This window comes from Mycobacterium sp. NPDC050441 (genome assembly GCF_040655355.1).
Classification (GTDB): domain Bacteria; phylum Actinomycetota; class Actinomycetes; order Mycobacteriales; family Mycobacteriaceae; genus Mycobacterium.
The window spans coordinates 26,855-52,539 of sequence record NZ_JBFAJS010000015.1 but is presented as its reverse complement, the minus strand read 5'-3'; the positions used below and the strand labels follow the sequence as shown (position 1 = coordinate 52,539).

The window sequence follows — 25,685 nt, the reverse complement described above, 5'->3', positions numbered from 1 at the left end:
CACAGCGAGGCGACTCCGGTTTCCGGCAGTCACACGTGACCCCCGAATGCGCGTAATTCCTGCACCGTTGTGCCGGGCCCGGCCATGGCGATTTCGCCTGCTGCTCGACGTCCCGACAGCCATCGGACCAGATCTGGGGGAGAGCCACCGAGAATCACCTCTGGCCCCGACTTCGGTCCGACCGACCAGCGGTGGTGGCCGTCGCTGGTGCCGACCGTCACCCGAACGCCGGCGGGCAGCTTCTTTAGCTGATAGCGCAGCACGAGCGGAATGACCTCCACCAGTGTGGCCGGGACCGCGTGGGCTCGTGTGTCGAAACCGACGAGATCCTCGTAATGGGTCCAGTATTCGAACAGAGCCAGCGGAGCCACCGATGGCTGCAGCAATAGCCTGGGTACGGGCCGGCGCAAGCGATCGATCACCGCCGCAAAACCGTGACGTCGCTCCCGACCAAGCGTGGTGTCCACCATCTTCGGCGTGCCCGCCACCGAAACGCCACGTATTACCAGGGATCGAGCGACGAACGTAGTCACCCCGGCGTAGCGTTCTTCACCCACCAAGTGGGCCGCAAGGTCCAGTGCGGTCCACCCCCCGCACGCGGTAGGGGCCGACGGACCCAACTCGATCAACGACTCCGTCAATGCTGCTCGTTCGGCCTTGACGTCCTCTGCGATCGTCATGTCCAAAGTGTTACTGGATAACCGGCGCCGGCGCCGGTTATCTGACGACCTGCAACGGGAACGTACCTAAGATCAGCCCTTCCAGACCACCTTGTCGGTGCCTCCGGAGTCCCGATATACGACGCTGTCGGGCGCTGTGCCCCCTCGTACGTCGAAATAGACCCGGCCAGTCGTTTGGGCACCGGGCGCGAGCGGTTGGTTGGCCAGGCCGTCCGTCTGGTTTCCCTTCATATCCGCGTAGGTGGAGCTGTTGACAGCCCGCGCGTTGAAATCGGAGATGTTCGGAGTTGGGGAGCCACTCAGGGCTTGGGCCGTTACGTCGGAATACCAGATCCCGTCGTTGTGACCACTGGGTTGCAAGTTGCTCACGGTGTACTCGATGGCTCCGCCTGTACTGGGAACCTCTGCCGATTGGCCAAACTGCAGCGTTTCCGGATCCGCGAATGCCGGAGTCGCTGCCACAATTCCGGCTGCCGTGATCCCGGCAGCAACTGCCAGCGTTTTCGTTGCGATCTGTGAGAATGCCACGGTGAGCTCCCTCCGCCGTATTCCTGTTGTCTCCAGGAGTAATTGCCTTCTGTTTCACTAGTGGTGTATCCAAACGTGGGGCCCTCAAACGTGCTACCGGCTGCCCAGTGGCCGCTGCCCGTGCGAAGGTACTGACATGACAGCATTTGTCGTCGATGCTCCGGTAGCCATCAAGCTCGCCGCCGATGGAGCGACGATTCCACCGGAGCACAACCTGGTGGCGCCGACGCTGCTGCGCTCGCAGGCGCTCGCCCTGGTGTACGAATCGGTGCGGCGCGGCGAGATCGATGAACGAAGCGGCCGAAAGGTTCTCGACGGTATCCGTGGGCTGCGGATCCGACTCTTGGGTGACCGGGCGCTGCAGGACCGCGCGTGGCGAATAGCCGCCCAGCTGGACTGGCCGGACACGTACCAGGCCGAGTACATCGCACTGACCCAACTGCAGGCGGATGCGCTGGCCACTGCGGACCGGAAACTCGCTGATGCGGCGCGTGCGTTCGTCGAAACCGTTTCCCCGGCAGAGATTTTGCGGCTATAGCGGTGCGGTTCGACTTCGTCGGGCGCGATGCACTTCGTCTGCCGGTGCGTCGGCGCCTGCACGCTCAGTGGTGGGTTCAGCGCAGCCCTTCGGCCGCGTAGGTCAGCTGGTCATGCCGCGCTTGTGGCCCAAGGGCAACCGTCGCGGTCGGGATGGCGGGCGGTTCTCAACGGCGGTCGAAGCGTTCCCCAAAGTGTTTGGACGGCAGAACGCCGAAGACGACCGGCAACACGAATCCGATATAGGGCACAACAGTTAGCAGGGACAGCCAGCCGGATAGGTCGGCGTCGTGGAGCCTGCGGACCAACAGTGCCCAGCTTGGAACCACGCATACCAGCACGAATACCACCACGGGTACCAGGGACAAGCGCCCGAGTGCACTGGCATCTCCGGCTACGGCGACGAATGCCACGCAGAGAACGGCGACCACTGTGACTGCCAGCTGGACCCACCAGTACTCACTGCGCGACGCACGGCCCGAGAAGCGGGCGTAGCTGCGAAAGAACCGCGACAATGCCTGGCCGAATGTCGCTCCGTACAACGGCAGCGTGAGGTCGGCTGGATCGGTCGCACCGACCGGTTCGTACTCGGGGTGCGTATCGAAAGGGGTTCCCTCGCTGTGGATCATCGGTGCCTCTCCTCGATCAGTTGGTGGTGCACGCGGCTATTTCAAGATGATGACCACGGCGTAGCCATCATGGTCGCCGGTTGTCGTGGTGACGGTGTTGTACGAGTTGTCCATCGGGACCATGCCGCCATAGGTCGCCTGGCCGCTGGCGATGAGTCGCATCGCCAGCGCATTGCGGGCGAGGTTGGACGAGACGTACGCATGTCTGGGCAGCAGGTCGTAGATCACGAACTGTTCGGTGCTGAACGAGCCACTCCAGACATACCCGGTGCTGGTCTCCACCGGGTCAGGCCCGAAGATCCGGCCGTGATTGTTGGGGAACAGGAAGAAATTGTCCGAGAAGCCCAGCAACGGGCCAGTGGGCTGCTGCGCGTAGGTCACGTCGTCGATCGTGCCTTGGAACCCGGTGCTGTGAATGGGCTGGGCGGGATAACCGGACCAGAACATCACCGTGTTGAGCTTGCAGGCGGCCTCAGCGGCTGAGGTTGACGTTGGATCGACGATGATGACGTTGACCGGCTCCAACACCGTCCTGCCGCCATACGGCAGCCCACCGTAATCGGAGATCTGACCGTTGGACTGCAGCATCCATTTGCCGATGTCGCCGTAGACCGTGGGGACCTGATCAGCGGGGGTCGGGACCCCAGGTGCAATGGCCGGAACAGCGTTGACGCCGATCGGGGTGGAACCGGCCGCCGGCCCGAAGTGGTTGGCGCCGAGGGCGGTGCGTTCGATTTCCCGGTGTACCAACTGCAGCATTGCCTGCACCATCGGCATCGGCATCGGCACTGCCGGTGCGCCACCGGTATTCGCCGCCGACGGCGTGGCGGCAAGGGCGGACAAGACGCCCGAGACCACGGTCGCGACTGAAGTGGCGATAGCCGGTTCGTCCCGCGCTGCCGTGGCGAACGTCGCCGTGGTGATCGGGGCCGCATCGGTCGCCGAAGGCGAGTCGACGGACGGGTCCGTGGCGGGAGAGCCGGTGGGAGTCGGGTCGGCGGTCGGTGTGGCAGCCAGGCGTGGGCGGATCCGAGTGGCGTTGGGACGCACGCTCGGGGGCGAGGCCGAGGTGCCGGTCGCTCTGATCGGTGCGCCGGAGCCCAGGGGAGCAGGGTTCTTCTGCGGAATGCGCACGGACACCCCCGGTATCGACACCAGACCACCGTCGGCGCCCTGATGATCGCCGATCGGCGCCCGGCGACTGTTGGCCGGCTTGATCCGTGGAACTGGTGACAACCCGAGCTTGCGCGTCTTGGCGCCGGACGATCCGATGGAGGGCGGTCCCTTGACCGTGCCGGAACCGGTCGGTGAATCCGACGATTGTGCCGCGGGACCACCCGCGTTATTGCCCACGGGGCCTTCGGCATTGGCGATTCCGGCGCTTCCTGCCACCACCGCACCGAGGCCCAAGGTCAGCGCCAACAGACCGACGCGACCCACGTGCTTTGCTGCTCCCGGCGCGATCGGCCCGGTGGAAAGTCGATGTTGCGCTGCGATATACGAGGCACTGTGCCGACCCATGGCTGTCCCGATCGTTTCCTGGCGGATGACCACAACTTTCCGCATGTTCCCAGCCATCGTCGGCTGACGAAGTTTATACATACGGCTGCCGGCGGCGGCGAACGTTTCGAACGCGATTTTCCCGGCTGACTGGCCCCGCCCGTCGTGCCTTCTGCGGCTTGGAGGAGGGCTGGGCCGCTACAAGATCGAGGGGGCTGGAGATTTCATGACGGTTTCAGTTGAGCAAAGGTATTGCAGCTAACCCGCGATGCGAGGCGCCGACATCGCCTATTTGGCTTTACCTTTGGCCACCATGGCGGCATTGGACAAATTCGTGAAGCGCTGGCGCACAGCGCTTCACGTCACCGTGTCGGCGTTGATCGTGGCCATCCCCGGACTCGCCCTGGCCCCCGTAGCTCATGCGGCTGCGCCCGCGGCGAGGTTGTCGGTGTCATCGACATGGCAGACCGGTTTCATCGGCCACTTCACCATCACCAACCCGAGCACGGTGCCGCTATCCGATTGGAAGCTTGAATTCGACTTGCCGATGGGCGAATCCGTCTCGCACACGTGGAGTAGCAACCTCACGCGATATGGCACGCACTATGTGCTCACGCCGGCGAATTGGAATCGCATCATTGCACCCGGCGGTACCGCCACAGGCGGCCTCAGAGGCGTGTTGTCCGGCTCGTATGTACCACCGTCGAATTGCGTGCTCAACGGGCAATATTTGTGTAGCTAGCGGCGACCGCGGACGGAAGCTCGATGGCTACGACCGCCGCCCTCCGATCTATCGGCTCCGCATCCAGGCCAGTGGATTTCATCGTCTGCGCCACGACCTGCTTGTTGGCAAACGAAAGACCCATCACCAATCAGGCGTGCACCAGCCGCTGGCGACCGAGCCTGTACTTGGGTTTTGCAAGATTCCGGGTGTTCCAATACAGTTCTCGGCTAATTACTACACCTCTGTAGTGCCAGGTAAAGTGACACCAATCACACTGTGGCAATAAGGGTGGTAGTTGCCACAAATCTGACGTGTCGGCGGCGGCCAGACTCTTGCATCGCCTCGGCTGTAACGCACGCAGCAAACTCTTAGTCGCGCGCATCTGGTCGGATCCGGCGTTTGGTCGCCGCAAATCGACCGGTGCACGGTCCATCCCTGCCTTCTTGGCGCCGAGAGGCGCGGTTGGAGGGTGCGCTCGTGATTGACACGGCTCCACAAGTTCAAACCCCACAGAAGAGAGCAAGACCATGCCGAAGTTCGGCGGACCAATCGAGACGTTCGGAAAACAGAGACAAGTGAAGAGAATCATTACCAGCGTTCTCGTCGTTACGGGCCTCGGTGGTGCCACTTTGCTTTCCGGTCCCGTCCACCGGCACACAGTGGTCGCGGCTGAGCAACCGCCGGCGGGGGAGACAGTCACCAAACAGGCCGCGGTCATCCCCCCGAGACCGGTGGTCGTGACCAAAGACTCCAGCGCACCGGACATCGTCAAGGCCATCGTGAGCCAGGGCCACGCCGCCAGGCTGAGCGAAGACCAGATCAAGACCGTCATCGCCACCGCGAAAATCGAGTCCACCTTCCGCCCGACCGCGTCCGGCGGCGTGCAGGCCTATGGCGGCCCGGGGGGAGCGGCTGATGAGGTCATCGGCCTGTTCCAGGAGAAGGCCAGTTTCGGCACCGTCGCCGAGCGTCAAGACCCCAACAAGGCGATCGCCCGGTTCATCGCCCGTTTCACTGAGGCGTCCAAGAAGTACGGCATCAACGGCGACAGTGTGCTGGCGGCCACGCTCGCGCAGAACCCGCAGCTGCTCAAGTTCCGCGGCGGCGGCGTCGGAACTCACTACTACAACACGATCAAGGCTGCGATGAGCGCTGCCGCAGACTTGTACAGCCAGGCCGCCGGCTCTGTGCTGCAACCAGTCACCTAACCCTTCGCGCCCAGCCCGTCACACCGACTTGGTGATGCCGTAGTAAGCGACCACATCGTCGGTGTCGGTGGTGGAGCTGGTCAGGGTCGCGTACGAGCGCAGGAAGGACTGGCCGAGGCAGCCGTCCACCTTGATGTGGACGTCCTTCACCGTAACGCGTACGGGCGCCGCCTTGAACGACTTCTTGTTCACCGAGACGTTCGTGACGGTGCCGGGCTTGGGGTGGACCTCCACGCTGCCCGACATCGGCATGCTCACACCGGTGGGGATGATGCCGGCCAGCGTCGAGCCCGACGTGCTCAGGCCGATCGACCCGACCAACCGGACCTGACCCAGCTCGATGCCGCATCCGATCTGGTAGCCGGTGTCCAGCGTGCCGCCGGTCAGCGAGGTCGAGCCGCCGCCGGTGACCGTGCCGGTGAACGTAGCGGCCACCAGGTACTCACGCGACGACACAGCGGTGGTCAGCGGCGCGACCGGCAACTGGCTCTCGTCTTTCGCCGCGACCGTGAGCTTCCAACCGTCCGGGGTGGTGGCGACACCCGGCTCGGCGGACGCGACGAGCCCGTTGTCCGGCGGGGGCCCGGCATCAACGGCCGCCACGGCGGGGTCCGGCGGCGGTGGAGGCGGGTCGGCCGACGCGAGGGGCGCCAACGCTACCGGGGCCAACATGCAGACAGCAGCCAGCGTGGCGAAACGATTCAACATGCGTGCTAATGCGCCTCTCGTGGTCGAAATGCGGGGATCGACAGCAGCCGTGGGCGTCCACGGCCCGAGGCCGCGGACGGTCGACCGTGTCCGGTTACGGTAAGGGGAGCGAGGCGCAGCTCAGTGAGTTCTATTCGCGCAGAAGTTATCTAAGGGGCGGTTCCGCTACGCCGTCCAACGGCGGTGGCAGACCGTGATCGCCTGCGCCACTCAAGTGGTTCGGTTATAGTCCCGGCCGGACGAGGGTTCAGCTGTAACTTGACCCACACCGCAGAAAGAGGCGAGAGGAAACCCATGAGGACGAGCGCATACCGCCACACGGCCGTTGTCGGCCTGACCGCCGTCGCGCTGATCACCGCGGGCTGCAGCAATAGCAAGGGCGTCGACGCGTCGGCGCCGCCTCAGGTCGAATTGATCGTCACCTCCGCGACTGAAGCCCCTCCGCAGCCCAAGGAAGTGAAGCTGGACGGGGAGAGAGACGTCGAGGTGACGCTGACCGGCCCGATCGCTGCCAAGTACTCGTCGGCAACGGAGGAGCAGAAGGAGACTCTCGGCAAGCCGCTGACGGGTGACCGCAACGCGGGTACACGGGAGAGCGGCGTGGTGTTCCAGCAGTTCCAGGGCGGCGTGATCGTCGCCAAGAACGACAAGGTGGGCACGCCTGCCTATATCACCGGGGGCAAGATCCGGGAGGCCTGGAATGTCCCGCGCGACCCGGACGGCAAGCCCGCGATCACGGGCGATAACGGCTCGGCAGGTCCGCTGGGCGTCCCCACCAGCGACGAGAACACCGACGGCGATCTAGTCGTGTCGACGTTCGAGCACGGCAAGGTCGAGTACAACGCGAAGACCGGCGCCGTTGAGGTGACAGTCAACGACAAGGTCGTGCCGTCCGGGCTGTAGATGGTGGTGCCGAAGCAGAGCGTGAAAGATGCTGCTACACAGCACGATACGGGTGCGGTGTAGGTCGGCAGCCTAGTTGGTCGTTGGTGGTGCCTGGTGTTGGAATGGTTGGTACCACCACCAGTCGGCGCGTTCGCCGGTCGGTCCGGGGCAGGGTGCGACTGCGGGCGGAGGGTTTTTCGGTGGACGGGCCAGCGATCCGCCATGCAAGTGTTTGCCGGCAGGGTCGGTTACGACAGGGCGGCCGGCGGGTCCGCTGATGGTGATGCCGCCGCGGTGGTGCAGCCGGTGGTGATACGGGCACAGCAGCACGAGGTTGTCCAGTTCGGTGAGACCGCCGTCTTCCCAGTGTTGGAGGTGGTGGGCGTGCAGGCCGCGGGTAGCCCCGCAACCGGGCACCACACAGCAGCGGTCGCGGTGCTCGAGGGCGCGACGGAGCCGGCGGCTGATCTGTCGGGTGGTACGGCCCGCACCGATCATCTGGCCGTGCCGTTCGAACCAGGCTTCGTAGGTGCCGTCGCAGAGCAGATAGCGACGCTCGTCGTCGGTCAGCACCGGACCCAGGTGCAGTGAGGCGACCGGCTTGTCGACGTCGACGTGTACCACCACGGTGGTGTGCTGGCCGTGCGGGCGACGCGCCACCTCAGTGTCCCAGCCGGTCTCGACCACACTCATGAACGCATCGACATTGTTCGGAAACGGCGGGGTTTGATCCGAGGTCGGCGCACCTGTGTCGTCGGTGGTGTGGTCGCGTTGCCAGTCGGCGATCAGCGCATCGCGGTGCGATGCGTGGGCGGCATCGAGTTTCGCCGCCTCCACGCGGGGTAACCGGATGGTGTAGGTGGTGTACCCGTCGCGCTCGCTTCGGATGAACGACCGCTGCGGTTCCGGTTTCGGTTCAGGTTCAGGTCGCGGTTCCAATTTCACCGCGGTGCGCAATTGCGTGACGGTGGCGCTGGCCGCCAACTCCGCGTAGTGCGCATCGGATCCATCGGCGGCGTGTTCGGCGATGACCCCGACCTGATCCAGCGACAGTCGGCCCTCGCGCATGCCTTCGGCGCAGTGGGGAAATTCGTCGAGCCGACGTGCCACCGCCACCACAGTTTCGGCGTTGCGTGGTGTTGCGCCGGTCCTCCAGGCCACCAGGGCTGCGATCGAGCGGGCACCGGTGGCACCGCACAACTCGTCACGCTCCAACTCGGCGACAATCTCCACGATCCGACCATCAATGGCATTGCGTTGACCGGTCAACTCTGACAACTCTTCGAACAGCACCTCCACCCTCTGAGTTGGGCTGGCCTCTGCGGCGAAAGAGGCTGCGGTCGAAGGCATAGCGCCATCATCGCAGAGGGGTATGACATCGATGGAGGGAACTTTTCTGTTGCGGGAATTGGGATTTTGTGGCTTCGATCGTGGGCCTTTAGCGCCGGATTCATGGAGTGGAATTTTCAGTCGGCCCACGAGTTGGCGGTCGTATTGCGCGCCGGTGAAGTGTCCTCGGTGGAATTGACTGACGCGGCGATCGCTGGGATTGAGCGGGACGACAAGGCGATCAACGCCAGCCGGACGATTCGGCATCGACACGTTTGGAGTCGGTCTATACACCGGCGCACCGGTCAGTAAGGACTACCCTCCGCCCGTCGCCTATCAGGGCGCGATCGATCCGAACTCTCCGAGTCGTGTGTCGCGCAGAGCTCCCCGCGTTAGTCTTTGCCGATGATTGCGGGCGAGAGGGCGCCTGATTTCACTCTGTGTGACCACACCGGTCGGCCTCGGTCACTCTCCGCGCTCCTCTCCGAGGGGCCGGTTGTGCTGTTCTTCTTCCCACTGGCGTCCTCACCGATCTGTACTGCCCAGGCCTGTCATTTTCGGGACCTGAGCAACAAGTTCACCGAGGTGGGCGCCCAGCGGGTGGGCATCAGCACCGACACCGTCGACAAACAGGCCCATTTCGCCCAACAGCGCTCATTCGACTATCCGCTGCTCTCGGATCCGGACAGCATTGTGTGCGAGCTGTTCGGGATGCGCCGAGGCAGGCTCGCCAAGTGGCGTAGATCGGTCGTGGCGGGTGGCGAAGCCCGGCGTGGCCGGCACGCTCGGCGCCGTGGCTTGCTGGCCCGGCTGATGCCGGTCCGACGGGCCACTTTTGTCATTGATACCGACCGCACCATACTCAAAGTCATCTCCAGCGAACTGCGCGCATCGGTACACGCCGACCAGGCCTTGTCGTTCTTGGCGAACCACAAGGTGCCGTCTAGTTCAGCAGATGCTCGAGAGAAGCACACCGACACGAATCAGCCGTCGGAGGGGAAGGGTGAACCGACCGACGACTGGTTCAATGGATCGGAAGACGCTGACAGATCGACCTTGATCGGGCGAAAGACACTGACGGCAGGCCGGATCGACTCTGGTGTCGAACTGGCACTCGAGGCGCCGGTGGAAGCGCTGAATGCCACAGCGAAGCCGCCGCAGTGGCCGAAAAACGATGTGCGGGAACAGATCATGACGGGGTGTGCGCGCGGCACCACGGTCGCAGAGATCGCCGCTCATCTGTCCTTGCCGCTCGGTGCGACGCGGTTCCTGGTCGACGACTTGGTGACACAGGGTTACTTGCGGGTTCACGCCTCCCTTGGTGACCCGATGACACTCGACGAACGACGCGAACTGATAGCAAGGACCCTGCGGGGCCTACGAGCCCTCTGACGGGGAGTCCGGTGGGCGCGCCTACGTAAATCGCCGGGGGCAAATCCAAGTGCCCCGCCTGCCACCCTGCTACACAACAGAATTCGCCGCCATGATCGGTTGGTCAGCGGGACTCACTCTGGTCGGTGTCCTCGAGGTAGACCAAGCCGTTGCCGTCGGGGTCGGTGAAAGAGAACATCGCCGGTATTCCCTCCATCCGGACCAACTCCTTGTTGTGCAGGGTCACCCCGGTCGCGCGGATCTTGTCGTGGGCCTGTTGGGCATCTGGGGTGCCCATCCGGATCGCGATCGGAATCTGGCTGTCGTGCGGCAGCAGCACCAGGGCGACACTCGAGCCCGGCGGTACGACCTCAATCAGGCGCGCACCAGGCCAGACCTCCACGTCGGTGCGGAGTTCGAATCCCAGCACCTCGGTGTAGAACTTCAGCGCGGCATCCTGATCAGACACCGGAACCGACACACTCAGCACTCTCGTTGTCATCGTCATACTCAGTTGGACTCCGCCGCTCAACGAGACTCATCGCCTTGCCGGCCAGCTTGTGAGGCAGGTTGATTCGCTGTCATCAGCGATCGGCGTAGTCGGCGGTGTGAGCCTGATCTGATGAGAACGGAATCCGGCTCAGCGTGGCCGTGACGGGCGGGTAGCGGCACGGCTGACCCAGTATTCGCTGTCGCGCCGGGAGGAGAGGCGCACGACGTGCAGATGCGGGTGTAGTGCGTCGACAGCTGGCACCCGGTCACGGCACTTGTTGCGGGTTCGGATTCCCCAGCGCACGATGTGGTCGGGGTCGCTGAAGAATTTGTGCAGGGGCCCTTCGTAATTGCCATTCCACAGCTCTACCCGCCGGATCCGCCTGCGCATCGTGCGGCGCGTCAACTGATAGAGCGTCAGTGGTGTTGGAGGGTCGAGCCACAGCATCGTGTCAGCGCGCTCGGCAATCTCGTCGCGGACCGCTGCATACTGCCACTCAATGACCCACGAATCGGCAGAAATGATTCTGTGCACGTCATCGACGAATTCGTCTCGCGGCTGCCAATCGGGGCCGTGGAACAGGCTGTCAATCTCGATGTAGGGGAGTCCCAGGCGGTTGGAAACACGGTCGGCCAACGTCGTTTTGCCCGATCCCGTAACTCCAGCGATGGCGATGCGCCGCGGCTGCCAGGTGATCGGGTCGAATGCTGACAACACTTGCCCGATTCTAATCCAGACTCGCAGCGGCCGACCGGGCCGCGCGAAGCCGTGGCCAGCGGATCGATCGGGTGTGACACCCTGGGTGTGTGGGGTCGGGGTTCTTGTCGCAGATCCGGTGTGTGGTGTTCGACGTGGGTGAGACTCTGGTCGATGAAACGCGGATGTGGACTGCACTGGCGGCGCCGTTGGGTTTGACGCCGTTCACGTTGTGCGCTGTGGTGGGGGCCTTGATCGCGACGGGCAGAGATCATCACGATCTGTGGGATGTGATTGGTGTCGATCGCCCGGTGGTAGGCGTCGACCCTGCTCTAGTAGAGCTGTATCCGGATGCGCTGGGGTGTGTCGCAACGGTGCGTCGGGTCGGGTTGACTGTCGGTGTCGCGGGCAACCAGCCTGCAGTGATCGAGCAGGTGCTTTGCGCGGCCGGCTTGGATGCCGATTTTGTTGCTTCGTCAGCAGCGTGGGGAGTGGCCAAGCCAGATCCGGCGTTTTTCGTCCGTGTGATCTCGGAAGCGTGCGTTCCCGCCGAGAACATCTTGTATGTGGGCGATCGCCTCGATAATGACGTGCTGCCCGCTCGTGCGGCAGGGATGCGTACGGCGTTCGTGCGACGTGGCCCGTGGGGCTACCTTCACGCACTCAAAGATGAAGCGGGACTAGCTGATCTACGCGTGGACTCGTTGCATGAACTGACAATGCTCCTGAGTGCCAACCACAGTTGAGAGCGGCGCTCAAGCGGTCAGAAGTGACCGACGCCAACGGTTGAAAGATGGCAAGACGACTCGCCCACACCGAAGCCGCAGCAGCCAGCTAACCAACCGGGGGCCGGGCCAGATCACCTCCTCGGCCCATTCTCAATTGACAGGACCCGCCGAGCCGAAGAAAACTGACCTGCTGGCTAAGCGCGTCGGCATCGAAAGGGGCTCATCGGATGGACGGAACGGTAATCATTCTGACCGGCCCGCCTGGAGCAGGGAAGAGCACGGTCGCGGATGCGCTCGCCCGGAACTTCGAGCGGGGCGTGCACCTACATACCGACGACTTCTGGCACTACATCGTCGCCGGAGCGGTCCCACCATACGAACCAGCATCCGCCGCCCAAAACCAGACGGTCATGAACGTCATCGCCGGAGCCGCCTTCACCTATGCAGCAGGCGGATTCACCACAGTGCTCGACGGCATCGTCGGGCCGTGGATGCTCGACCACTTCCGCGGCCACACACCCGATATCGCCCTCCACTACGTAGTACTTCGGCCCGACCGAGACATCTCACTGGCGCGCGCCCAAGCGCGAACGGCCCCCGATGCGCTCGTCGACGAGCAGCCGATTGTCACGATGTGGGACCAATTCGCGTCCTTGGGTGACTACGAGCCGCACGTGCTCGACACATCGGCAGAAGACGCGCACCGCACCCTCGAACGCGTCACTGACGCCATTACGTTCAACAGGTTTCGCCTGCACCTCTAACTCAGGCAACGCCACACGTAGTTAACAGGGCCATCAGGTCCGCGACATCGCCTTTGGAGCCTAGGCTCTGAGCGTGAGGCGAGTTAGCCGCTGCAATCCGCCGCTGCTAGTAGCGACAGCCATCGGTCTCGTCCTTTGTGCGTCAGCTTGCTCAGGCCGGGTTAGCCCAGGATCGCCCGCGCAGCGCGCTCTGCAATCAGCATGACCGGTGCGTTGGTGTTGCCGGAAGTGATGGTGGGCATCGCCGAAGCATCGGCCACTCGAAGGCCGGCGACGCGGTAGACACGACAGTCGGTGTCGAGCACCGTGGCGGCTGACCGCGGAAGACCTTGTGCGTCAAAGGCGCCCATCGCACAGGTGCCCACCGGGTGGAAGATTGTTGTACCGAGTTCACTGGCAGCCTTCTGCAGGTCTTCGTCGCTTACCAGTTGCGGGCCGGGCAGCAACTCTTGCGGGCCATAGGGGGCTAGCGCTGGCGCCGCCATGATCTCGCGGGTCATCCGGAGACCCTTCACGGCGATTTGGCGATCGGCGTCAGTCGACAGGTAGTTGCAGGCGATCTTTGGGTTGGTCAACGGATCGGCACTGGCCATGCGCACGTGGCCGCGCGAGCTGGGGCGCAGGTTGCAGACTGAAGGAGTGATCGCTCCGAAACGGTGTAGCGGTTCGCCGAACTTGGGCAACGACAACGGCTGCACGTGCCACTCCAGATCGGGACTTGCCAGTGCGGGATCGCTTTTCGCGAAGGCTCCCAGCGTGGAAGGCGGCATGGTCATCGGTCCTGATCTCAGCGTCAGGTACTGAAGTCCCATGCCGCCACGGGTGATCCAATTCCGGTACAGCGTGTTGACGGTACGGGCGCCCTGGACCCGGTAGATCGTTCGAATCTGTAGGTGGTCCTGGAGGTTTTCACCCACTCCTGGCAGATCGACGGCCACCGGCACCTGATGCTGGGCAAGCAGCTCGGCCGGGCCGAGACCAGAAACCTGCATGAGATGCGGCGAGCCGATCGATCCAGCGCTCAAGATCACCTCGCGGCGGGCACGGACGTCGACGATCTGACCGTCTTTGATCAGACGCAGGCCGGTGACGCGGTGCTGAGCTGTGGTCCACGCGCCGCGCCGCTGATGGTCGTCGACCTGGTTGTCCATCAGCAGCCCCAAGGCCTGGGTCTGGGTGTAGACGGTGAGATTGGGTCGGTGGGCGATGGGATGCAGGAACGCATCGGCCATCGACCAGCGGCGGCCCCGCCGTTGGTTGACGTGAAAGTAGGCGCTGCCGGAGTTGTCGCCCCGGTTGAACTCCTCGATCGGGGCAATGCCCATCTGGGCAGCGGCGGCCTGCCAGGCGTCCAAGATCTTCCAGCGCACCCGCGGCCGCTCAACGCGGATCTCTCCACCGGTGCCGTGCCAGTCATCGGCTCCGCCGAAATAGTCTTCCAACTCCTTGTAGATCGCCAGTGTCTCGCCAGGACGGTCCGGCCCACCCCACAGCCATCGTGCGTCACCGGTGGCCTGTGCCCACAGGTCGTAATCGCTTGACTGTCCGCGCATGTGGATCATCGCGTTGATGGATGAGCAGCCGCCGATCACGCGGCCCCGGGCGTAGTGAATGCTGCGGCCGGCCAGACCTGGGTCGGCTCGGTCGTGAAGCACCAGTCGGTGCGGGGGTTGGCAATTGTGTACAGATAGCCAACCGGCACCTTGATCCAGAACCAGTCGTCTTTGCCGCCGGCTTCGATCAACAGCACCCGGTGATCAGGGTTGGCGCTGAGCCGATTGGCGAGCAGACAGCCGGCACTGCCCGCTCCTACGATGACGAAGTCGAATTCGGCGGCGGGGCTCATTCCGGCATCATTCCTCCATGGCGTCGGATGCGTGTCCTAGTGCCTTGATCTGGTTCAGGGGACGGATGGCGACCCGAAGATGTTTCTTCGCTACGCGGTCATCGTGACAGGTCGGTGAACCACTCATTGCCCCTGGCCTGGTCGGGTGGCACTCAGCAACGACGTTAGTAGCGTGATCCGGCGCTGCTCGACAACGGCGCTGTGCGACAGCACGTCTTGGAATATGGCGGCGCCGTCGAATGCGTTGATCAGCACAGTCACCATGGCCCCGAAGTCCTCTGCGTCGAGGTCATCCAGGCCGTCGGTCGGCACCGACTTCGCGGCGTCGAAAATCTTCTGCTGATACAGGTCGATTTCGTCTCGGAGCAGGCCCCGCAGCTTTTCGTCGGTCCGGGCGGCCACCAATAGCTCGTAGATGACCCCATTCGTCGGGTTATGGGTGATGTCACGCAGAATCCGCAGAACTGCTTCCGGCCCTTGCGTTTCCGCAGGGATATTTGCAATCCGGCTCGTGTACAACTCCAGTTGCCGTCGCCCGGCCTCCCGCAGGGTCGCCGCCATCAGTTCCCTCATCGTCGGAAAATGGCGGAACAGGGCGCCGTCGGACACGTGCGCGCGCTTGGCAATCAAGGCAGCCGAGGCTCGGGCATAGCCAACCTCGATAATTGTGCCGATGCACGCGTCAAGCAGCCCGGCGACCGTTTCCTCGCTACGTTGCCGCTGGGTCCTTGCCATATGCGACTCTAACTGGCTGATCACGAGCAATTCGGTGCAATCCGAGAAGCCAAACTCGCAGCATGGGTCGTTGACCGTCTATCGCGAGATCACGACTTGGCCCACCGGAGCTCGTCGAAGTCTTTCGGGCTCCCGGGGCGTGATCGCTGATTTCGACGCATACGGCGTCACGTCAGGGCTGACGTTGGGGTGTCATCTGATCTGTTTGGCCATATAGACCAGGTCGTACACACCGGCGGCTTCCGGCTGGTCTCGTGGTAACCCAGGCGGCGATACAACCTCAGGTTGCTTTCGCTGTGCTCGCCAGTGAACAACGTGATGGTCGAAACATGTTCGGGCATCATCTTTTCGGCCATGGCGGACAGGGCTGTGCCGAGACCTTCGCCTTGTCGGTCAGGGGCAACACATGTACGGCGCAGTTCGGCCTTGTCGCCGTCGATCTGCAGTCGCACTGACGCAATCAGGGCAATGGTTCGGTCAGGGGCAACGGATGCAGATATTCGGCTACCGCACAATTGGTCCCGTGCGCGCACCAGGCGAATCGGCGGGGGATCAACCGTGATTGTTCCGGTGATATTGCCTAGCCCGACCGAGCCGTGAAGCACACACGTTTGATCAGCGTCACCCGTTGTCCCGCCATGTGATCACCTGCTTGAGAGACGTGAGGTCGTAACCGTTGTCGGAGGTGAGTTCGATCTGGAACAGCGTGACGCCGGCTTCGCGGAAGGCATCGGCGCTGTCGGCGTTCTGCCATAGCGTCGAGCGTTCGATATCGGCGCCGTTGCGGCCGAACGTCACTGCCAGCTCGTCGACGCGGTCGCTGGATTTGCGGAACGCGTCGAGGTCGTGGAACGCGTGCCAGATATCGGCATGCCTGGCAACGGCGGGCAGCGAACGCTTGGGGCCAGTGCCGCCGATGAGGATCGGCAGCTTGCGCACGGGCGGCGGGATCAGTGCAGCCAGCCGGTTCTCGATGCGGATGAGGCTCTCGTCGAACAGATCGAAGCGGGAGCCGAAGGTGCCGAAGTCGTAACCGTATGTGGTGTAGTCCTTTTCGTACCATCCGGCGCCGAGGCCAAGGATGAGCCGGCCGCCGCTGATGTGGTCGACGGTGCGCGCCATGTCGGCGAGCAGGTCCGGGTTGCGGTACCCGACGCCGGTGACGAGGAGCCCGATCTCGGCGTGCGAGGTGATCTCACCCCACGACGCGAGCGCGGTCCAGCCCTCGAAGTTGGCAACGTCGGGCTGCTCGTCGAACAGGATGGGCTTGCCGTCGACGAGCGCCTGCAGCGCCGGGCGGTGGAAGTGGTCGTAGCCGAAGATCACGTCGACGCCGAGATCGTCGGCGGCCAGGACGGCGTCGCGCCACGTGCGGTAATCGGGCGTGCCGCCGGGCTGGATCTGCACGGCGACGCGAACAGGACGGGTCATGGGTGCTCCTGAGTCGGGGAAGGGCGACGCAGGAGGCAAGTGGACTGGGTGTGACTTTTATTCCGGATCGGCACGTCCCCGGTTAGGGAACCGGGGCTGTCACCGGCCGGACGTACCTGGCAGCTCTGCCGACAGCGACCATGAGCGCCGCGCCAACGCCAGCACCGACGAGTGCGACCGGCCAAGAGTCGCGAAAGGCTCCGTCCAGCGCGAACCAGGCGGGCAGTGCGGCAGTGATCGCGCCTTCGACCACTGCAACGATTCCGGTGATCGTGGTCAGGCCGGTCTTCTCCAAACCCAGCAGTAGGAAGAACAGCGTCCACAACGCTGCCCATGCAAGCCAGATGACCCCAAATACGGGGGCGTCGGCAGCGAAGCTCTGTGCCGAATAGGCGATCGCCGCCACCGCGACAAAGAGCGAGAACCAACCCAAGCCGTGCCCCGGCAGGTCCGCCAGTGCGTTGATGCCGACCCACAGATAGGTGAAGCCGAACAAATAGAGTCCGGCGGCGGCATGGATGACAGCGAGGTCACCACCGGCGGTGAGCACTAGATACGTCGGGGTGAAAACTTGCATCAGGCCGACGAAGAGGTTCAGGGGAGCGGCTCCGCGAGGGCTTATCCAGCCCAGCAGCATGACACCGTTCACGATCAGCACGGCGCCCACATAGAACAGTCCGATGTTGGCCATCAGTGATCTCGTTTCGTTTCAGGAGGTCTCGCCCGGCCGGGATTGCCGGCCGGGCGCCGTCGCGTCCGTCGGTCGACTGCTAGTGGGGGAGGATGTCCTTGTCGAAGATGTCCAGCGGGATCTTCAGGACGACTGCGGCGTTCGGAATGTCGACGACTCCACCGACGTGCATCTCACATGGGGCCACCGAAATGATGGTGTAGGCCTGCTCCGGGGTGTAACCGAACTTTCCGAGGTAGTCGATCGCCTGCTCGACGACTTGAGTCACGGCCATGGTGGTGTCGAGGTACTTCTGTTCACGGCCGCCCGCAGACAGGCCGGTGAATGAGATGTACCTGGTGCCGAACTGCGGGTCGACCGGGGAGGGCCGGAACATCGGGGTTCGCACGCCGTAGCGGGCCATCCCGTCCTTGATCACGTTGAATCGATACCAGCCGGCACCGTCCATCTCGATTGCGTTCCAGGTGATTTCGCCGTCGCCTTCGGCGAAGTGGAAGTCGCCGCTGGAGAACAGTGCTCCGTCGACGAACACCGGGAAGTAGACACGCGAACCGCGCGAGAGGTTCTTGATGTCCATGTTCCCGCCGTTCTCACGAGGCGGGATGGTTCGGGCGGCGGATTCGGCGATACGCGCCCATTCGTCCCCCTCAAGATCGCGAAGGACGGCGGTGTCCCTGGCGTCCGCGCGAGGTGCGGCCAAACCGTCTGCGATGAAGGGATCTTCGCGTTCATTCCAGGTGCGCAGCAGGTCATGCGAGGGTGCGACCCCGATGATGCCAGGGTGACTGATCGCGGGGATTTCCACACCGGGAATCTGGCGGCTGGTGGCAAACAAGCCGTGCAGATCCCAGATGGTCTTGTATCCGTCCGGAAATGATGCGGCTAGGGGGCCACCCATGCCGGGCAGGATGTTGGAGTAACCGATGCCCGAAAGTGGCTGAACGTCAAGGATATCGACTACCAACAAGTCTCCGGCCTTGACTCCATCGACCTTGACAGGGCCGGTGAGAGGGTGGGTCCGGGTCAGGTCGAACGTGTGGATGTCGGCGTCGTCGTCGACATCCTGCAGTTGGTAATCGTCGTAGCCGCCGCTCTCCAGAATCAGTTCGTCGCCGAGACCGACTTCGATCAGGGGCGGGATGTCCGGGTGCCAGCGGTTGTGCCCGAGGTGCTTCTGCTTGGCCAGCGGGACGCCGACCTCGCAGGAGAAGCGTTTGACACCGAGGTCGCGGTTGGGAAATCGGGATACGCCGGAGCGGGTGAAGTCGGTGGGTTCGGTCATGTTGCTTCCTCTGTTCGGGGACGTGACGGACCACACATTATCTCCATTTGGAAATAAAACAAGGAGCGAGCTCGACCCGGCCCGGGGTGGCCAGGCGTCACAGAGGAACAGTCAGCGGCGCGATGCGCAGCGGGTGGAGGCGGCGGAAGTGGGTGTTCGGCGCTGTTAGCTGCGTTTGGTCAGCAGGCCGGCCAGTGCCTGGTGCTCCCACGAGGCCAGATCGCGTAGCTCCGATTCGATGGCGTCGTCGACCCGGGGAGAGATGGCTTGGTAGGTCGATCGGCCGCGGTCGGTGAGGTGCACGAGCACTCGCCGGCGATCCAGCGAGTCAATGGTTCGGTGAAGCAACGCTTGGTCGACAAGTCGGTCCACGCTGCGCGTGAGGGTGGCGCCGGGCAGGCCGATGATGTCCGCCAGGCCGGTCATGGTCAGCCCGTCGGAGGCTCGATGAATCGCCCCAAGCACCAACCAGTGCGGCACCGCCAGCCCGGTCCCCGACAAGCTGGCGCCGATGGCCCGCTCGAGGCGCGCCGCGCGGTCCAGCAGCAGCGACGCCAGCTTCTCGAATTCCTTCGCCATCGAAACGATCCAAACTCCGATCCGCACCCGGTCGCCAGCCCTTGACGCGCCATCGAACACGGGGAAATATTGTCGAACACTCAGTTTCATTTGAACATAACTGCCCGGGGTCAGTCGACCAAAGAAGGTGACGTGTGGGTTGCAACACGGATGTGTTCCGCATCGGCCTCGCCATCCCGCTGCAGGGCCCGGGTGGGATATTCGGCCCATCCTGTGAGGCTGTCGCCGAATTGGCTGTCGCCCGGCTGAACAACACCGACGGCATTCTGGGCAGGCCGGTGGAGGTCGAAGTGCTGGACGCCGGGGCACCGGTGGAGGAGTTCTGCGACCACACGATGCAGCGCGTTCAGGCCGGTGCGGTACACGCGGTGGTCGGTTGGCATATCTCTACGGTTAGACAGCACATGGCCCCAGTGCTGGCGCAGCTGAATATCCCCTACGTCTATACGTCGCTGCACGAAGGTGCTGTCGGAGAGGCAGTGCTCTGCCCGGGGGAGACCCCGGCGATGCAGGTGCTCCCGGGGTTGAGATGGCTCACCGAGCACCTCGGTTTGCACCGTTGGACCATCGTGGGCTCAGACTACGTCTGGCCGCGGCGCACTTCTCGGGCCGTACGAGCGTATGCCGAAGCGTCGCACTCAAACATTGTCGGTGAACTCTATGTGCGCTACGGCTGCCGCGACTTCGCCGGTGTGCTGCGCGATCTGGAACGCAGCAGCTGCGACGCGGTGATCATGCTGTTGGTGGGACGCGACGCGGTGCTGTTCAATCGGCAGTTCGCCGCGAGCGGTATGCAAGACCGGATGGTGAGGTTCTCCCCACTCATGGAGGAGAACATGCTTCTCGCATCAGGCCATTCCGCGACCAGCAACCTGTATGTCGCCGCCGCCTACTTCAACAGTCTGTCCACCGCGTCGGCGATGGACTTCACCGGCTCTTACCTGGATCGGTTCGGTCCGCACGCACCAGCTTTGAACAACGCCGCGGAATCATGCTACGAGGGAATCCTGGCGCTGGCGGCGAGCGCAAACGCAGTGCACAGCATCGATTCTCATCAGATTCTCGCGACGATCGAACAGCGGGGAGTGACCTACAACGGCCCCCGTGGCACGGTGCACCTCGGTGTAGGCCGCTCCCGTCAGCAGGTGCACATCGCCCGTGCCGACCATTACGACTTCGACATCATCGCGACGTTGCCTGAGCCGTTGGTGCAGAGCTAGCGTCCTGAGTCGCGTGGGATGGGGCATCGCGCGCGTCAGTTTGCGTCGTGTTGTCATAGCGCGTCGTACACCGCGGCGATGAGTCGATAGGCACGGCGATCGCCGGCCAGCCAATCGCGGCGCAGATTGGGCACGAAGGCGAAAGCTACCTTGTGTTCGAGATCTGCCAGTCCCACCGCGCCACCGGCCCCCGGGTGACCAAAAGCAGTCCGTTGTGCAGCTTCTGGCACCACGAAGTTCTGCGACGGCAGCATGTAGCCGAGCCCGAATGCACTTTCCAAGCGCAGCACCCGGTCGTTGCCGCGTACGCGTTCGGTGATCGCCTCCCGCAGCGGACCGGGGGCGACCAGGGTTCCGCCGATCAGGTCGCCATAGAACTTGGCCAGATCACGAGCGGTGGTGACCAGGCCGGCCGCGGGCCAGCCGGCCGCCAATACTTCTGGATCATTGTAGGACGCAACGGGATTCGATGATGCCCGGATAAACAGTGATTCTGGATCGGACATGGCGGTCACCATCTCGGCGACGGTGTCGTCCGGTATCGGCGGCGCGTTCTCGACACTCCAGATACGCTGCTCGGGCGGGGGCGAACTGATCCGGGCAACGTCGGGCACTGCCGCACCGGATGCGCCCATGAACAGTCGATCGCCCAAGTGGCGCCGGGTGAACTCGCCGACCGTCATATCGCTGTGGCGGCGCACGAATTCGCCGACCAGCCAGCCGAAAGACAAAGCGTGATAACCATGTTCGGTCCCGGGCTGCCACAGCGGGGATTGGCCCGCCAACAGGCCGGCCATGGCCGCGGGATCCGCGGCTTGGGCCACCGAAACCTGGCACTCCAAGACGGGCAATCCGGCCTGGTGGGCCATCAGGTCGCCCAGCGTGGTCTCGTGCTTGTCGTGTTGTGCGAATTCCGGCCACCAGGCGCTCACCGGGTCGTCGACACCGTGGCCGCATTGCTGGGCGACCATGAGAGCAGCGGTCGCCGTCACACCCTTGGTGCAGGAAAAGGTCGGACAAGCGGTGTCGCGCGTCCAAGGGCGTCCGGTCCGTTTGTCGGCGATGCCTCCCCACAGATCCACCACCGCACGACCGTCGACGAACACCGCCACCGCGGCGCCGAGGTCGTCGCCGTTGGCTAAACCTGCTTCAAAGACAGCCTTCACTTCCGCAAACGCGGGGTCAGCGTGCCCCGCCGCTGAACTGGACATATCCCGAATTAGAACACGTTCTAGTATTGGCCGAGCGCGGATCGCGGAAGTGCACAGGCCGACGGTTTACTGCTCCCTCGCTCCGATCAGGGCCTCCGAGATCACCCCGGTCGCCTTCTTCAGTGCGGGAACGGCTCGAGCGATCAATTCCTCACTGATCTGAGCCGAGGGCCCGGAGATGCCGATTGCCATCGGAGTCGGAGCACCGGGCACCGCCATCGCGACGGAGCGAACCCCAATCGCGAGCTCCTCGTCGTCGATCGCATAGCCGTCGACGCGCACGCGTTCGACGTTCGCAAACATCGCGGAGAGGGTCGACGCACTGCTCTCGGTCGGTGCGGGAAGCCCAGACTGCGTGACCAGTTTCAGAATGCGCGCATCATCCAACTCGCCCAAGATCGCCTTGCCCACGCCGGAGGTGTGCAGACCGACGCGCTTGCCGACTTCACTGTTCGTCTGCGCCAGCTTCGGGGGCAGAACCTGCCCGGTGTAGATCGCCATGTCGCCGTCAAGCACCGCGAGACTCGCTGTCTCCGCCAGTTCGTCGACCAACGACTGCAGCACCGGACCGGCGACCGCGCCCAACTGGCGGTTTGCAACTTCACCAAGTCGGATCAATCTCGGCCCCAGGGCGTAGCGGCGATTGGGCAGTTGGCGCACGTAGCCGATGGTGACCAGGGTGCGCAGAAGGCGGTGAATCGTCGGCGGCGGCAAGGGGGACTCTGCCGACAACTCCGTCAGCGAGCACTCTCCGCCCGCCCGTCCGATCAATTCCATCAACTCGAAGGCCCGCTCCACCGACTGCACGCCGCCCGACTTCTCCGCCATACATTCCACTCCCGGCCGTTGATTTTCATTCCATCAAACATGTGCAGGACTATTTCCGCAATACGGAATAATGATGCTGAGAGAATGACGCACAATCTGCACCTTGGACCCTCGCGCTAAACTCCACAATGTGGAATCCTGTCTAAGCGGATACTTCCGGATAGGGAAGGGACACCTGTGATACGACGCCTCGACGATGCGGTGCTGGCCGGCGTCGACCGCCGCCTCTCGGCCGCCGACGCACAATTGGTTGGCCGATACCCCGGCGACGACGGCCGTCGGCAGCCGGTCCACACGGTCTACATCCCTGGCAACCGGTACACGGCGACGATGCCCGCCGACTGGGGATCCACCGCTCTCGCAGCTGCGAAGGACGGGGGCGGGCTCGACGCCGTGGCGGCACTCGTCGATGCGAGCAGCGGAACCGACTGTGAACCCGACACTCTCGCAGTCCTCGTCGAAAACAAGCTGACCACCGAGCCGATCGAAGACCTCCGGATCGACTTCGAGGACGGCTACGGAACCTTCGACGACGCGACCGAGGACGCCGAAGTCGCACAGGCGATCGCCGCACTGCGGATCGCGCTCGACGCAGGCACCTCGACGCCGTTCGTCGGCACCCGCTTCAAGTGCTTCGAAGCAGGCACCCGTGCGCGCGGACTGCGCACGCTCGACATGTTCGTCAGCGGACTCGTCGCCTCCGGCGGCCTCCCCGATGGCCTCACCCTGACTCTTCCCAAGGTGACGTCCGTCGACCAGGTCGAGGCGATGGTCGTGGTCGCGAGCGCACTGGAAGGAGCGAACGGACTGCCGGCCGGGCGCATCCGCTTCGAAGTGCAGGTCGAAACACCGCAGGCGATCCTCGGCGCCGACGGCCGCGCACCCGTTGCCCAGTTCATCCACGCCGGCCAGGGCCGCGTCAGCTCGCTGCACTACGGGACCTACGACTACTCGGCGTCCCTCGGTATCGCCGCCGCCTACCAGTCGATGGAGCATCCGGCGGCAGACCACGCCAAGAACGTCATACAGCTCGCCGTCGCAGGCACCGGTGTTCACATGTCCGACGGCTCGACCAACATCCTCCCGGTCGGCGACCCCGCCAACGTCGCCACGGCGTGGAAGCTGCACGCGCGCCTCGTCCGGCGCCACCTGGAACGCGGTATCTACCAGGGCTGGGATATGCACCCCGCCCAACTCGTCACCCGATACCTCGCGACCTACGCGTTCTACCGTGGTGCCTTCGCACCCGCCGCGACCCGCCTACGTAACTACGTCCACCGGCTCGACTCGACCGTCATGGACGAGCCGGCCACCGCCCGCGCGCTCGCCAACGTGATCCATCGGGGCAGCGTGTGCGGCGCCCTCACCGTCGACGAGATCGAGACAGCTACCGATCTCTCCATGTCCACCGTGCGTGACATCGCGCTCGGCCGCACAACCAGGAGCATCCAGTGACCACTGCGTCGTATTACACACCCCGTGGCGGGCTGCCCCCACAGACCGATCTGCTGACCGACCGCGCCATCGTCACCGAGGCGTACACGGTGATCCCGCGCGGCGTCCTCTCGGACATCGTCACTTCGGTGTTCCCGGAGTGGACCGATACGCGCGCGTGGATCATCAACCGCCCGGTCGCGGGTGGTGCGACGACGTACTACCAGGCGATCGTCGAGGTCAGGCCGGGCGGCGGGGCGCAGCGACCCGAACCGCAGCCCGAGGTGCAGAGCTTCCTGTTCGTCACGTCCGGTGCGCTCACCGTCGACGCGGCAGGCCAGTCGCAGACACTCACCGAGGGGGGCTTCGCCTACCTTCCGGCGGGCACCGACTGGTCGGCCCACAACAACGGTGACGTCGACGCGACGTTCGTGTGGATCCGCAAGCGCTATGAGGCCATCGAGGGTCACACGGCGTCGGTCAAGTTCGGCAACGAGCAGGACATCACTCCGTCAGCCATGCCGGGGACCGACGGCAAATGGCGCACGACACGCATGCTCGACCCGCAGGACCTCGCGTACGACATGCACGTCAACGTCGTCACATTCGAGCCCGGGGCGACCATTCCGTTCGCCGAGACCCACGTGATGGAACACGGCCTCCTGATGCTCGAAGGCAAGGCCGTCTATCACCTCAACGGAGACTGGGTGGAAGTTCAGGAAGGCGACTTCCTCTCGCTCCGCGCCTTCTGCCCGCAGGCGTGCTACGCCGGCGGGCCGTCGAACTTCCGTTACCTGCTGTACAAGGACGTCAACCGCCAGATCATGCTCTGACGGGTCCAGTCGAGACCCCGGAGACGAAGAGACCGGGCGCCTGGCGGGGCGCCCGGTCTCTTCTATTTCTTCTATGGCATTGGCCTACAACTGGAATGGCCAGCCGATGACCTTCTTCTCGCGGGGAGTCGCGTAGGTACGCACCTTCGATGTGGACAGACCCATCCGGACCAGCCCTTCGGCGATGGTGACCGCCGAGCGAACTCCGTCGACGATCGGGACACCGGTCGCTGCCCTCACCTTCGCTTCGAGTTCGGCCATACCGCCGCAGCCGAGACAGATCACTTCGGCGTGATCGTTCTCGACTGCCTCTCGCGACTGGCGGACGATCGCCTCGACCGCACGATCCGGATCTGATTCGAGTTCGAGCACGCCGAGGCCTGACGCCCGCACCGACGCGCATCGTGCGTCGAGTCCCGCGAGCTTGAGACGGTCTGCGATGAGCGGGACGGTGCGGTCGAGTGTGGTGACGACCGAGTACTTATGTCCCAGATACATCGCTGTCGACGCCGCCGCCTCGGTGATGTCGACCACCGGGACGTCGAGCAACTCCTGCAGGCCTTCCCGACCGTGCTCGCCGTAGCCGGCCTGAATCACCGCGTCGAACGGCTCGGGGTACGACGTGATCGCGTCCATGACCGCGATGGCGGCGAGATAGCTCTCGAAGTTTCCTTCGCACGAGTCCGCGCCGAAGCGCGGTGTGATGCCGACGATCTCGGTACCCGGCGACGCGACACCGCGCGCTGACTCGGCGATCGCGTCGGTCATCGAGGCCGTCGTGTTGACGTTGGCTACGAGGATTCTCATGGCGGTTC

General features: G+C 64.1%; 27 protein-coding genes and 2 pseudogenes. 11 read left to right on the top strand and 18 right to left on the bottom strand.

Annotated elements, in window-relative coordinates; genetic code table 11:
* Positions 1-29: 29 nt before the first annotated feature.
* Together AB0I14_RS30930 and AB0I14_RS30925 are read right to left on the bottom strand one after the other, a co-directional pair.
* Positions 30-680 carry a maleylpyruvate isomerase family mycothiol-dependent enzyme gene (locus AB0I14_RS30930; protein WP_358030420.1) on the bottom strand — a complete coding sequence of 217 codons (651 nt, stop codon included), beginning with the start codon at positions 678-680 and terminating at the stop codon, positions 30-32.
* 72 nt (positions 681-752) lie between these two features.
* A complete protein-coding gene (locus AB0I14_RS30925; protein WP_358030417.1) occupies positions 753-1,208 on the bottom strand; it encodes a DUF1942 domain-containing protein in 456 nt (151 codons plus the stop codon).
* Positions 1,209-1,344: 136 nt separating this feature from the next.
* On the opposite strand from AB0I14_RS30925, the gene AB0I14_RS30920 reads away from it, so the two are divergent.
* Positions 1,345-1,746, top strand: a complete 402-nt coding sequence (locus AB0I14_RS30920; protein ID WP_358030415.1) for a type II toxin-antitoxin system VapC family toxin — start codon at positions 1,345-1,347, stop codon at positions 1,744-1,746.
* A 166-nt stretch (positions 1,747-1,912) separates the two neighbouring features.
* Here AB0I14_RS30920 and AB0I14_RS30915 read toward each other — a convergent pair whose 3' ends face one another.
* Both AB0I14_RS30915 and AB0I14_RS30910 read right to left on the bottom strand, forming a co-directional pair.
* The gene (locus AB0I14_RS30915) at positions 1,913-2,374 is read right to left on the bottom strand and encodes a DUF805 domain-containing protein (RefSeq protein WP_358030413.1); all 462 of its coding nucleotides are present in this window, start codon (positions 2,372-2,374) and stop codon (positions 1,913-1,915) included.
* A gap of 36 nt (positions 2,375-2,410) precedes the next feature.
* On the bottom strand, positions 2,411-3,814 hold the full coding sequence (locus tag AB0I14_RS30910) for a hypothetical protein (RefSeq protein ID WP_358030411.1): 1,404 nt from the start codon (positions 3,812-3,814) through the stop codon (positions 2,411-2,413).
* A gap of 373 nt (positions 3,815-4,187) precedes the next feature.
* Here AB0I14_RS30910 and AB0I14_RS30905 point away from each other — a divergent pair, with 373 nt between their 5' ends.
* Together AB0I14_RS30905 and AB0I14_RS30900 are read left to right on the top strand one after the other, a co-directional pair.
* On the top strand, positions 4,188-4,616 hold the full coding sequence (locus tag AB0I14_RS30905; RefSeq protein WP_358030408.1) for a cellulose-binding domain-containing protein: 429 nt from the start codon (positions 4,188-4,190) through the stop codon (positions 4,614-4,616).
* A 509-nt stretch (positions 4,617-5,125) separates the two neighbouring features.
* Positions 5,126-5,806 carry a hypothetical protein gene (locus AB0I14_RS30900; protein ID WP_358030405.1) on the top strand — a complete coding sequence of 227 codons (681 nt, stop codon included), beginning with the start codon at positions 5,126-5,128 and terminating at the stop codon, positions 5,804-5,806.
* A gap of 18 nt (positions 5,807-5,824) precedes the next feature.
* On the opposite strand, the gene AB0I14_RS30895 is transcribed toward AB0I14_RS30900, so the two are convergent.
* Positions 5,825-6,514 carry an MspA family porin gene (locus tag AB0I14_RS30895; protein WP_358030402.1) on the bottom strand — a complete coding sequence of 230 codons (690 nt, stop codon included), beginning with the start codon at positions 6,512-6,514 and terminating at the stop codon, positions 5,825-5,827.
* 294 nt (positions 6,515-6,808) lie between these two features.
* On the opposite strand from AB0I14_RS30895, the gene AB0I14_RS30890 reads away from it, so the two are divergent.
* Positions 6,809-7,417, top strand: coding sequence for a hypothetical protein (locus AB0I14_RS30890; RefSeq protein ID WP_358030400.1), 609 nt, complete (start codon positions 6,809-6,811; stop codon positions 7,415-7,417).
* Positions 7,418-7,489: 72 nt separating this feature from the next.
* Here the strand turns inward: AB0I14_RS30890 and AB0I14_RS30885 are convergent, their stop codons facing one another.
* Entirely contained in the window at positions 7,490-8,749 is a 1,260-nt protein-coding gene (locus tag AB0I14_RS30885; protein ID WP_358030398.1) for a DUF222 domain-containing protein, read from the bottom strand.
* Between the two features lie 384 nt (positions 8,750-9,133).
* On the opposite strand from AB0I14_RS30885, the pseudogene AB0I14_RS30880 reads away from it, so the two are divergent.
* Both AB0I14_RS30880 and AB0I14_RS30875 read left to right on the top strand, forming a co-directional pair.
* A pseudogene (locus AB0I14_RS30880) lies at positions 9,134-9,652 on the top strand (peroxiredoxin); the annotation flags it as partial.
* Positions 9,653-9,664: 12 nt separating this feature from the next.
* Complete coding sequence (locus AB0I14_RS30875) at positions 9,665-10,120, top strand: DUF742 domain-containing protein (RefSeq protein WP_358030606.1); 456 nt, start codon at positions 9,665-9,667, stop codon at positions 10,118-10,120.
* A 103-nt stretch (positions 10,121-10,223) separates the two neighbouring features.
* Here AB0I14_RS30875 and AB0I14_RS30870 read toward each other — a convergent pair whose 3' ends face one another.
* A complete protein-coding gene (locus tag AB0I14_RS30870; RefSeq protein ID WP_358030396.1) occupies positions 10,224-10,601 on the bottom strand; it encodes a VOC family protein in 378 nt (125 codons plus the stop codon).
* Between the two features lie 138 nt (positions 10,602-10,739).
* Positions 10,740-11,309 (bottom strand): AAA family ATPase, encoded by a 570-nt coding sequence (locus tag AB0I14_RS30865; RefSeq protein ID WP_358030393.1) that lies wholly within the window; start codon positions 11,307-11,309, stop codon positions 10,740-10,742.
* 89 nt (positions 11,310-11,398) lie between these two features.
* Between AB0I14_RS30865 and AB0I14_RS30860 the strand changes: the two genes are divergently transcribed.
* Both AB0I14_RS30860 and AB0I14_RS30855 read left to right on the top strand, forming a co-directional pair.
* On the top strand, positions 11,399-12,034 hold the full coding sequence (locus AB0I14_RS30860) for an HAD family hydrolase (protein WP_358030391.1): 636 nt from the start codon (positions 11,399-11,401) through the stop codon (positions 12,032-12,034).
* Positions 12,035-12,243: 209 nt separating this feature from the next.
* Entirely contained in the window at positions 12,244-12,780 is a 537-nt protein-coding gene (locus tag AB0I14_RS30855) for an AAA family ATPase (RefSeq protein ID WP_358030388.1), read from the top strand.
* Between the two features lie 161 nt (positions 12,781-12,941).
* On the opposite strand, the pseudogene AB0I14_RS30850 reads toward AB0I14_RS30855, so the two are convergent.
* From AB0I14_RS30850 to AB0I14_RS30820, 7 genes and pseudogenes are all read right to left on the bottom strand, one after another.
* Positions 12,942-14,626 (bottom strand): annotated as a pseudogene (locus AB0I14_RS30850) (GMC oxidoreductase).
* Between the two features lie 123 nt (positions 14,627-14,749).
* The gene (locus AB0I14_RS30845; RefSeq protein ID WP_358030386.1) at positions 14,750-15,361 is read right to left on the bottom strand and encodes a TetR family transcriptional regulator; all 612 of its coding nucleotides are present in this window, start codon (positions 15,359-15,361) and stop codon (positions 14,750-14,752) included.
* A gap of 167 nt (positions 15,362-15,528) precedes the next feature.
* On the bottom strand, positions 15,529-15,813 hold the full coding sequence (locus AB0I14_RS30840) for a GNAT family N-acetyltransferase (RefSeq protein ID WP_358030383.1): 285 nt from the start codon (positions 15,811-15,813) through the stop codon (positions 15,529-15,531).
* 169 nt (positions 15,814-15,982) lie between these two features.
* Positions 15,983-16,792, bottom strand: coding sequence for an LLM class F420-dependent oxidoreductase (locus tag AB0I14_RS30835; RefSeq protein ID WP_358030380.1), 810 nt, complete (start codon positions 16,790-16,792; stop codon positions 15,983-15,985).
* Between the two features lie 82 nt (positions 16,793-16,874).
* Positions 16,875-17,483 carry an AmiS/UreI family transporter gene (locus tag AB0I14_RS30830; RefSeq protein ID WP_358030377.1) on the bottom strand — a complete coding sequence of 203 codons (609 nt, stop codon included), beginning with the start codon at positions 17,481-17,483 and terminating at the stop codon, positions 16,875-16,877.
* A 79-nt stretch (positions 17,484-17,562) separates the two neighbouring features.
* Entirely contained in the window at positions 17,563-18,765 is a 1,203-nt protein-coding gene (locus AB0I14_RS30825; RefSeq protein ID WP_358030374.1) for an acetamidase/formamidase family protein, read from the bottom strand.
* Between the two features lie 165 nt (positions 18,766-18,930).
* Positions 18,931-19,344, bottom strand: a complete 414-nt coding sequence (locus AB0I14_RS30820; RefSeq protein WP_358030371.1) for a MarR family transcriptional regulator — start codon at positions 19,342-19,344, stop codon at positions 18,931-18,933.
* Positions 19,345-19,478: 134 nt separating this feature from the next.
* On the opposite strand from AB0I14_RS30820, the gene AB0I14_RS30815 reads away from it, so the two are divergent.
* Entirely contained in the window at positions 19,479-20,564 is a 1,086-nt protein-coding gene (locus AB0I14_RS30815) for a substrate-binding domain-containing protein (protein WP_358030368.1), read from the top strand.
* Between the two features lie 53 nt (positions 20,565-20,617).
* On the opposite strand, the gene AB0I14_RS30810 is transcribed toward AB0I14_RS30815, so the two are convergent.
* Together AB0I14_RS30810 and AB0I14_RS30805 are read right to left on the bottom strand one after the other, a co-directional pair.
* Positions 20,618-21,730 (bottom strand): serine hydrolase domain-containing protein, encoded by a 1,113-nt coding sequence (locus AB0I14_RS30810; RefSeq protein ID WP_358030364.1) that lies wholly within the window; start codon positions 21,728-21,730, stop codon positions 20,618-20,620.
* Between the two features lie 111 nt (positions 21,731-21,841).
* Positions 21,842-22,603, bottom strand: a complete 762-nt coding sequence (locus tag AB0I14_RS30805) for an IclR family transcriptional regulator (protein WP_358030361.1) — start codon at positions 22,601-22,603, stop codon at positions 21,842-21,844.
* Between the two features lie 177 nt (positions 22,604-22,780).
* Here AB0I14_RS30805 and AB0I14_RS30800 point away from each other — a divergent pair, with 177 nt between their 5' ends.
* Positions 22,781-24,058 carry an aldolase gene (locus tag AB0I14_RS30800; protein WP_358030358.1) on the top strand — a complete coding sequence of 426 codons (1,278 nt, stop codon included), beginning with the start codon at positions 22,781-22,783 and terminating at the stop codon, positions 24,056-24,058.
* Entirely contained in the window at positions 24,055-24,870 is an 816-nt protein-coding gene (locus tag AB0I14_RS30795; protein ID WP_358030356.1) for a bifunctional allantoicase/(S)-ureidoglycine aminohydrolase, read from the top strand. The genes AB0I14_RS30800 and AB0I14_RS30795 overlap by 4 nt, the downstream gene beginning before the upstream one ends.
* A gap of 84 nt (positions 24,871-24,954) precedes the next feature.
* Here the strand turns inward: AB0I14_RS30795 and AB0I14_RS30790 are convergent, their stop codons facing one another.
* Positions 24,955-25,677, bottom strand: a complete 723-nt coding sequence (locus tag AB0I14_RS30790; protein WP_358030354.1) for an aspartate/glutamate racemase family protein — start codon at positions 25,675-25,677, stop codon at positions 24,955-24,957.
* Positions 25,678-25,685: the final 8 nt, after the last annotated feature.

Bases quoted from the DNA above. Each gene is read 5' to 3' on its own strand.
- AB0I14_RS30870 (WP_358030396.1), bottom strand. From the start codon at position 10,601: ATGACAACGAGAGTGCTGAGTGTGTCGGTTCCGGTGTCTGATCAGGAT.
- AB0I14_RS30825 (WP_358030374.1), bottom strand. From the start codon at position 18,765: ATGACCGAACCCACCGACTTCACCCGCTCCGGCGTATCCCGATTTCCC.
- AB0I14_RS30845 (WP_358030386.1), bottom strand. From the start codon at position 15,361: ATGGCAAGGACCCAGCGGCAACGTAGCGAGGAAACGGTCGCCGGGCTG.
- AB0I14_RS30855 (WP_358030388.1), top strand. From the start codon at position 12,244: ATGGACGGAACGGTAATCATTCTGACCGGCCCGCCTGGAGCAGGGAAG.
- AB0I14_RS30915 (WP_358030413.1), bottom strand. From the start codon at position 2,374: ATGATCCACAGCGAGGGAACCCCTTTCGATACGCACCCCGAGTACGAA.
- AB0I14_RS30885 (WP_358030398.1), bottom strand. From the start codon at position 8,749: ATGCCTTCGACCGCAGCCTCTTTCGCCGCAGAGGCCAGCCCAACTCAG.
- AB0I14_RS30920 (WP_358030415.1), top strand. From the start codon at position 1,345: ATGACAGCATTTGTCGTCGATGCTCCGGTAGCCATCAAGCTCGCCGCC.
- AB0I14_RS30820 (WP_358030371.1), bottom strand. From the start codon at position 19,344: ATGGCGAAGGAATTCGAGAAGCTGGCGTCGCTGCTGCTGGACCGCGCG.
- AB0I14_RS30805 (WP_358030361.1), bottom strand. From the start codon at position 22,603: ATGGCGGAGAAGTCGGGCGGCGTGCAGTCGGTGGAGCGGGCCTTCGAG.
- AB0I14_RS30890 (WP_358030400.1), top strand. From the start codon at position 6,809: ATGAGGACGAGCGCATACCGCCACACGGCCGTTGTCGGCCTGACCGCC.
- AB0I14_RS30895 (WP_358030402.1), bottom strand. From the start codon at position 6,514: ATGTTGAATCGTTTCGCCACGCTGGCTGCTGTCTGCATGTTGGCCCCG.
- AB0I14_RS30905 (WP_358030408.1), top strand. From the start codon at position 4,188: ATGGCGGCATTGGACAAATTCGTGAAGCGCTGGCGCACAGCGCTTCAC.
- AB0I14_RS30900 (WP_358030405.1), top strand. From the start codon at position 5,126: ATGCCGAAGTTCGGCGGACCAATCGAGACGTTCGGAAAACAGAGACAA.
- AB0I14_RS30930 (WP_358030420.1), bottom strand. From the start codon at position 680: ATGACGATCGCAGAGGACGTCAAGGCCGAACGAGCAGCATTGACGGAG.
- AB0I14_RS30835 (WP_358030380.1), bottom strand. From the start codon at position 16,792: ATGACCCGTCCTGTTCGCGTCGCCGTGCAGATCCAGCCCGGCGGCACG.
- AB0I14_RS30830 (WP_358030377.1), bottom strand. From the start codon at position 17,483: ATGGCCAACATCGGACTGTTCTATGTGGGCGCCGTGCTGATCGTGAAC.
- AB0I14_RS30790 (WP_358030354.1), bottom strand. From the start codon at position 25,677: ATGAGAATCCTCGTAGCCAACGTCAACACGACGGCCTCGATGACCGAC.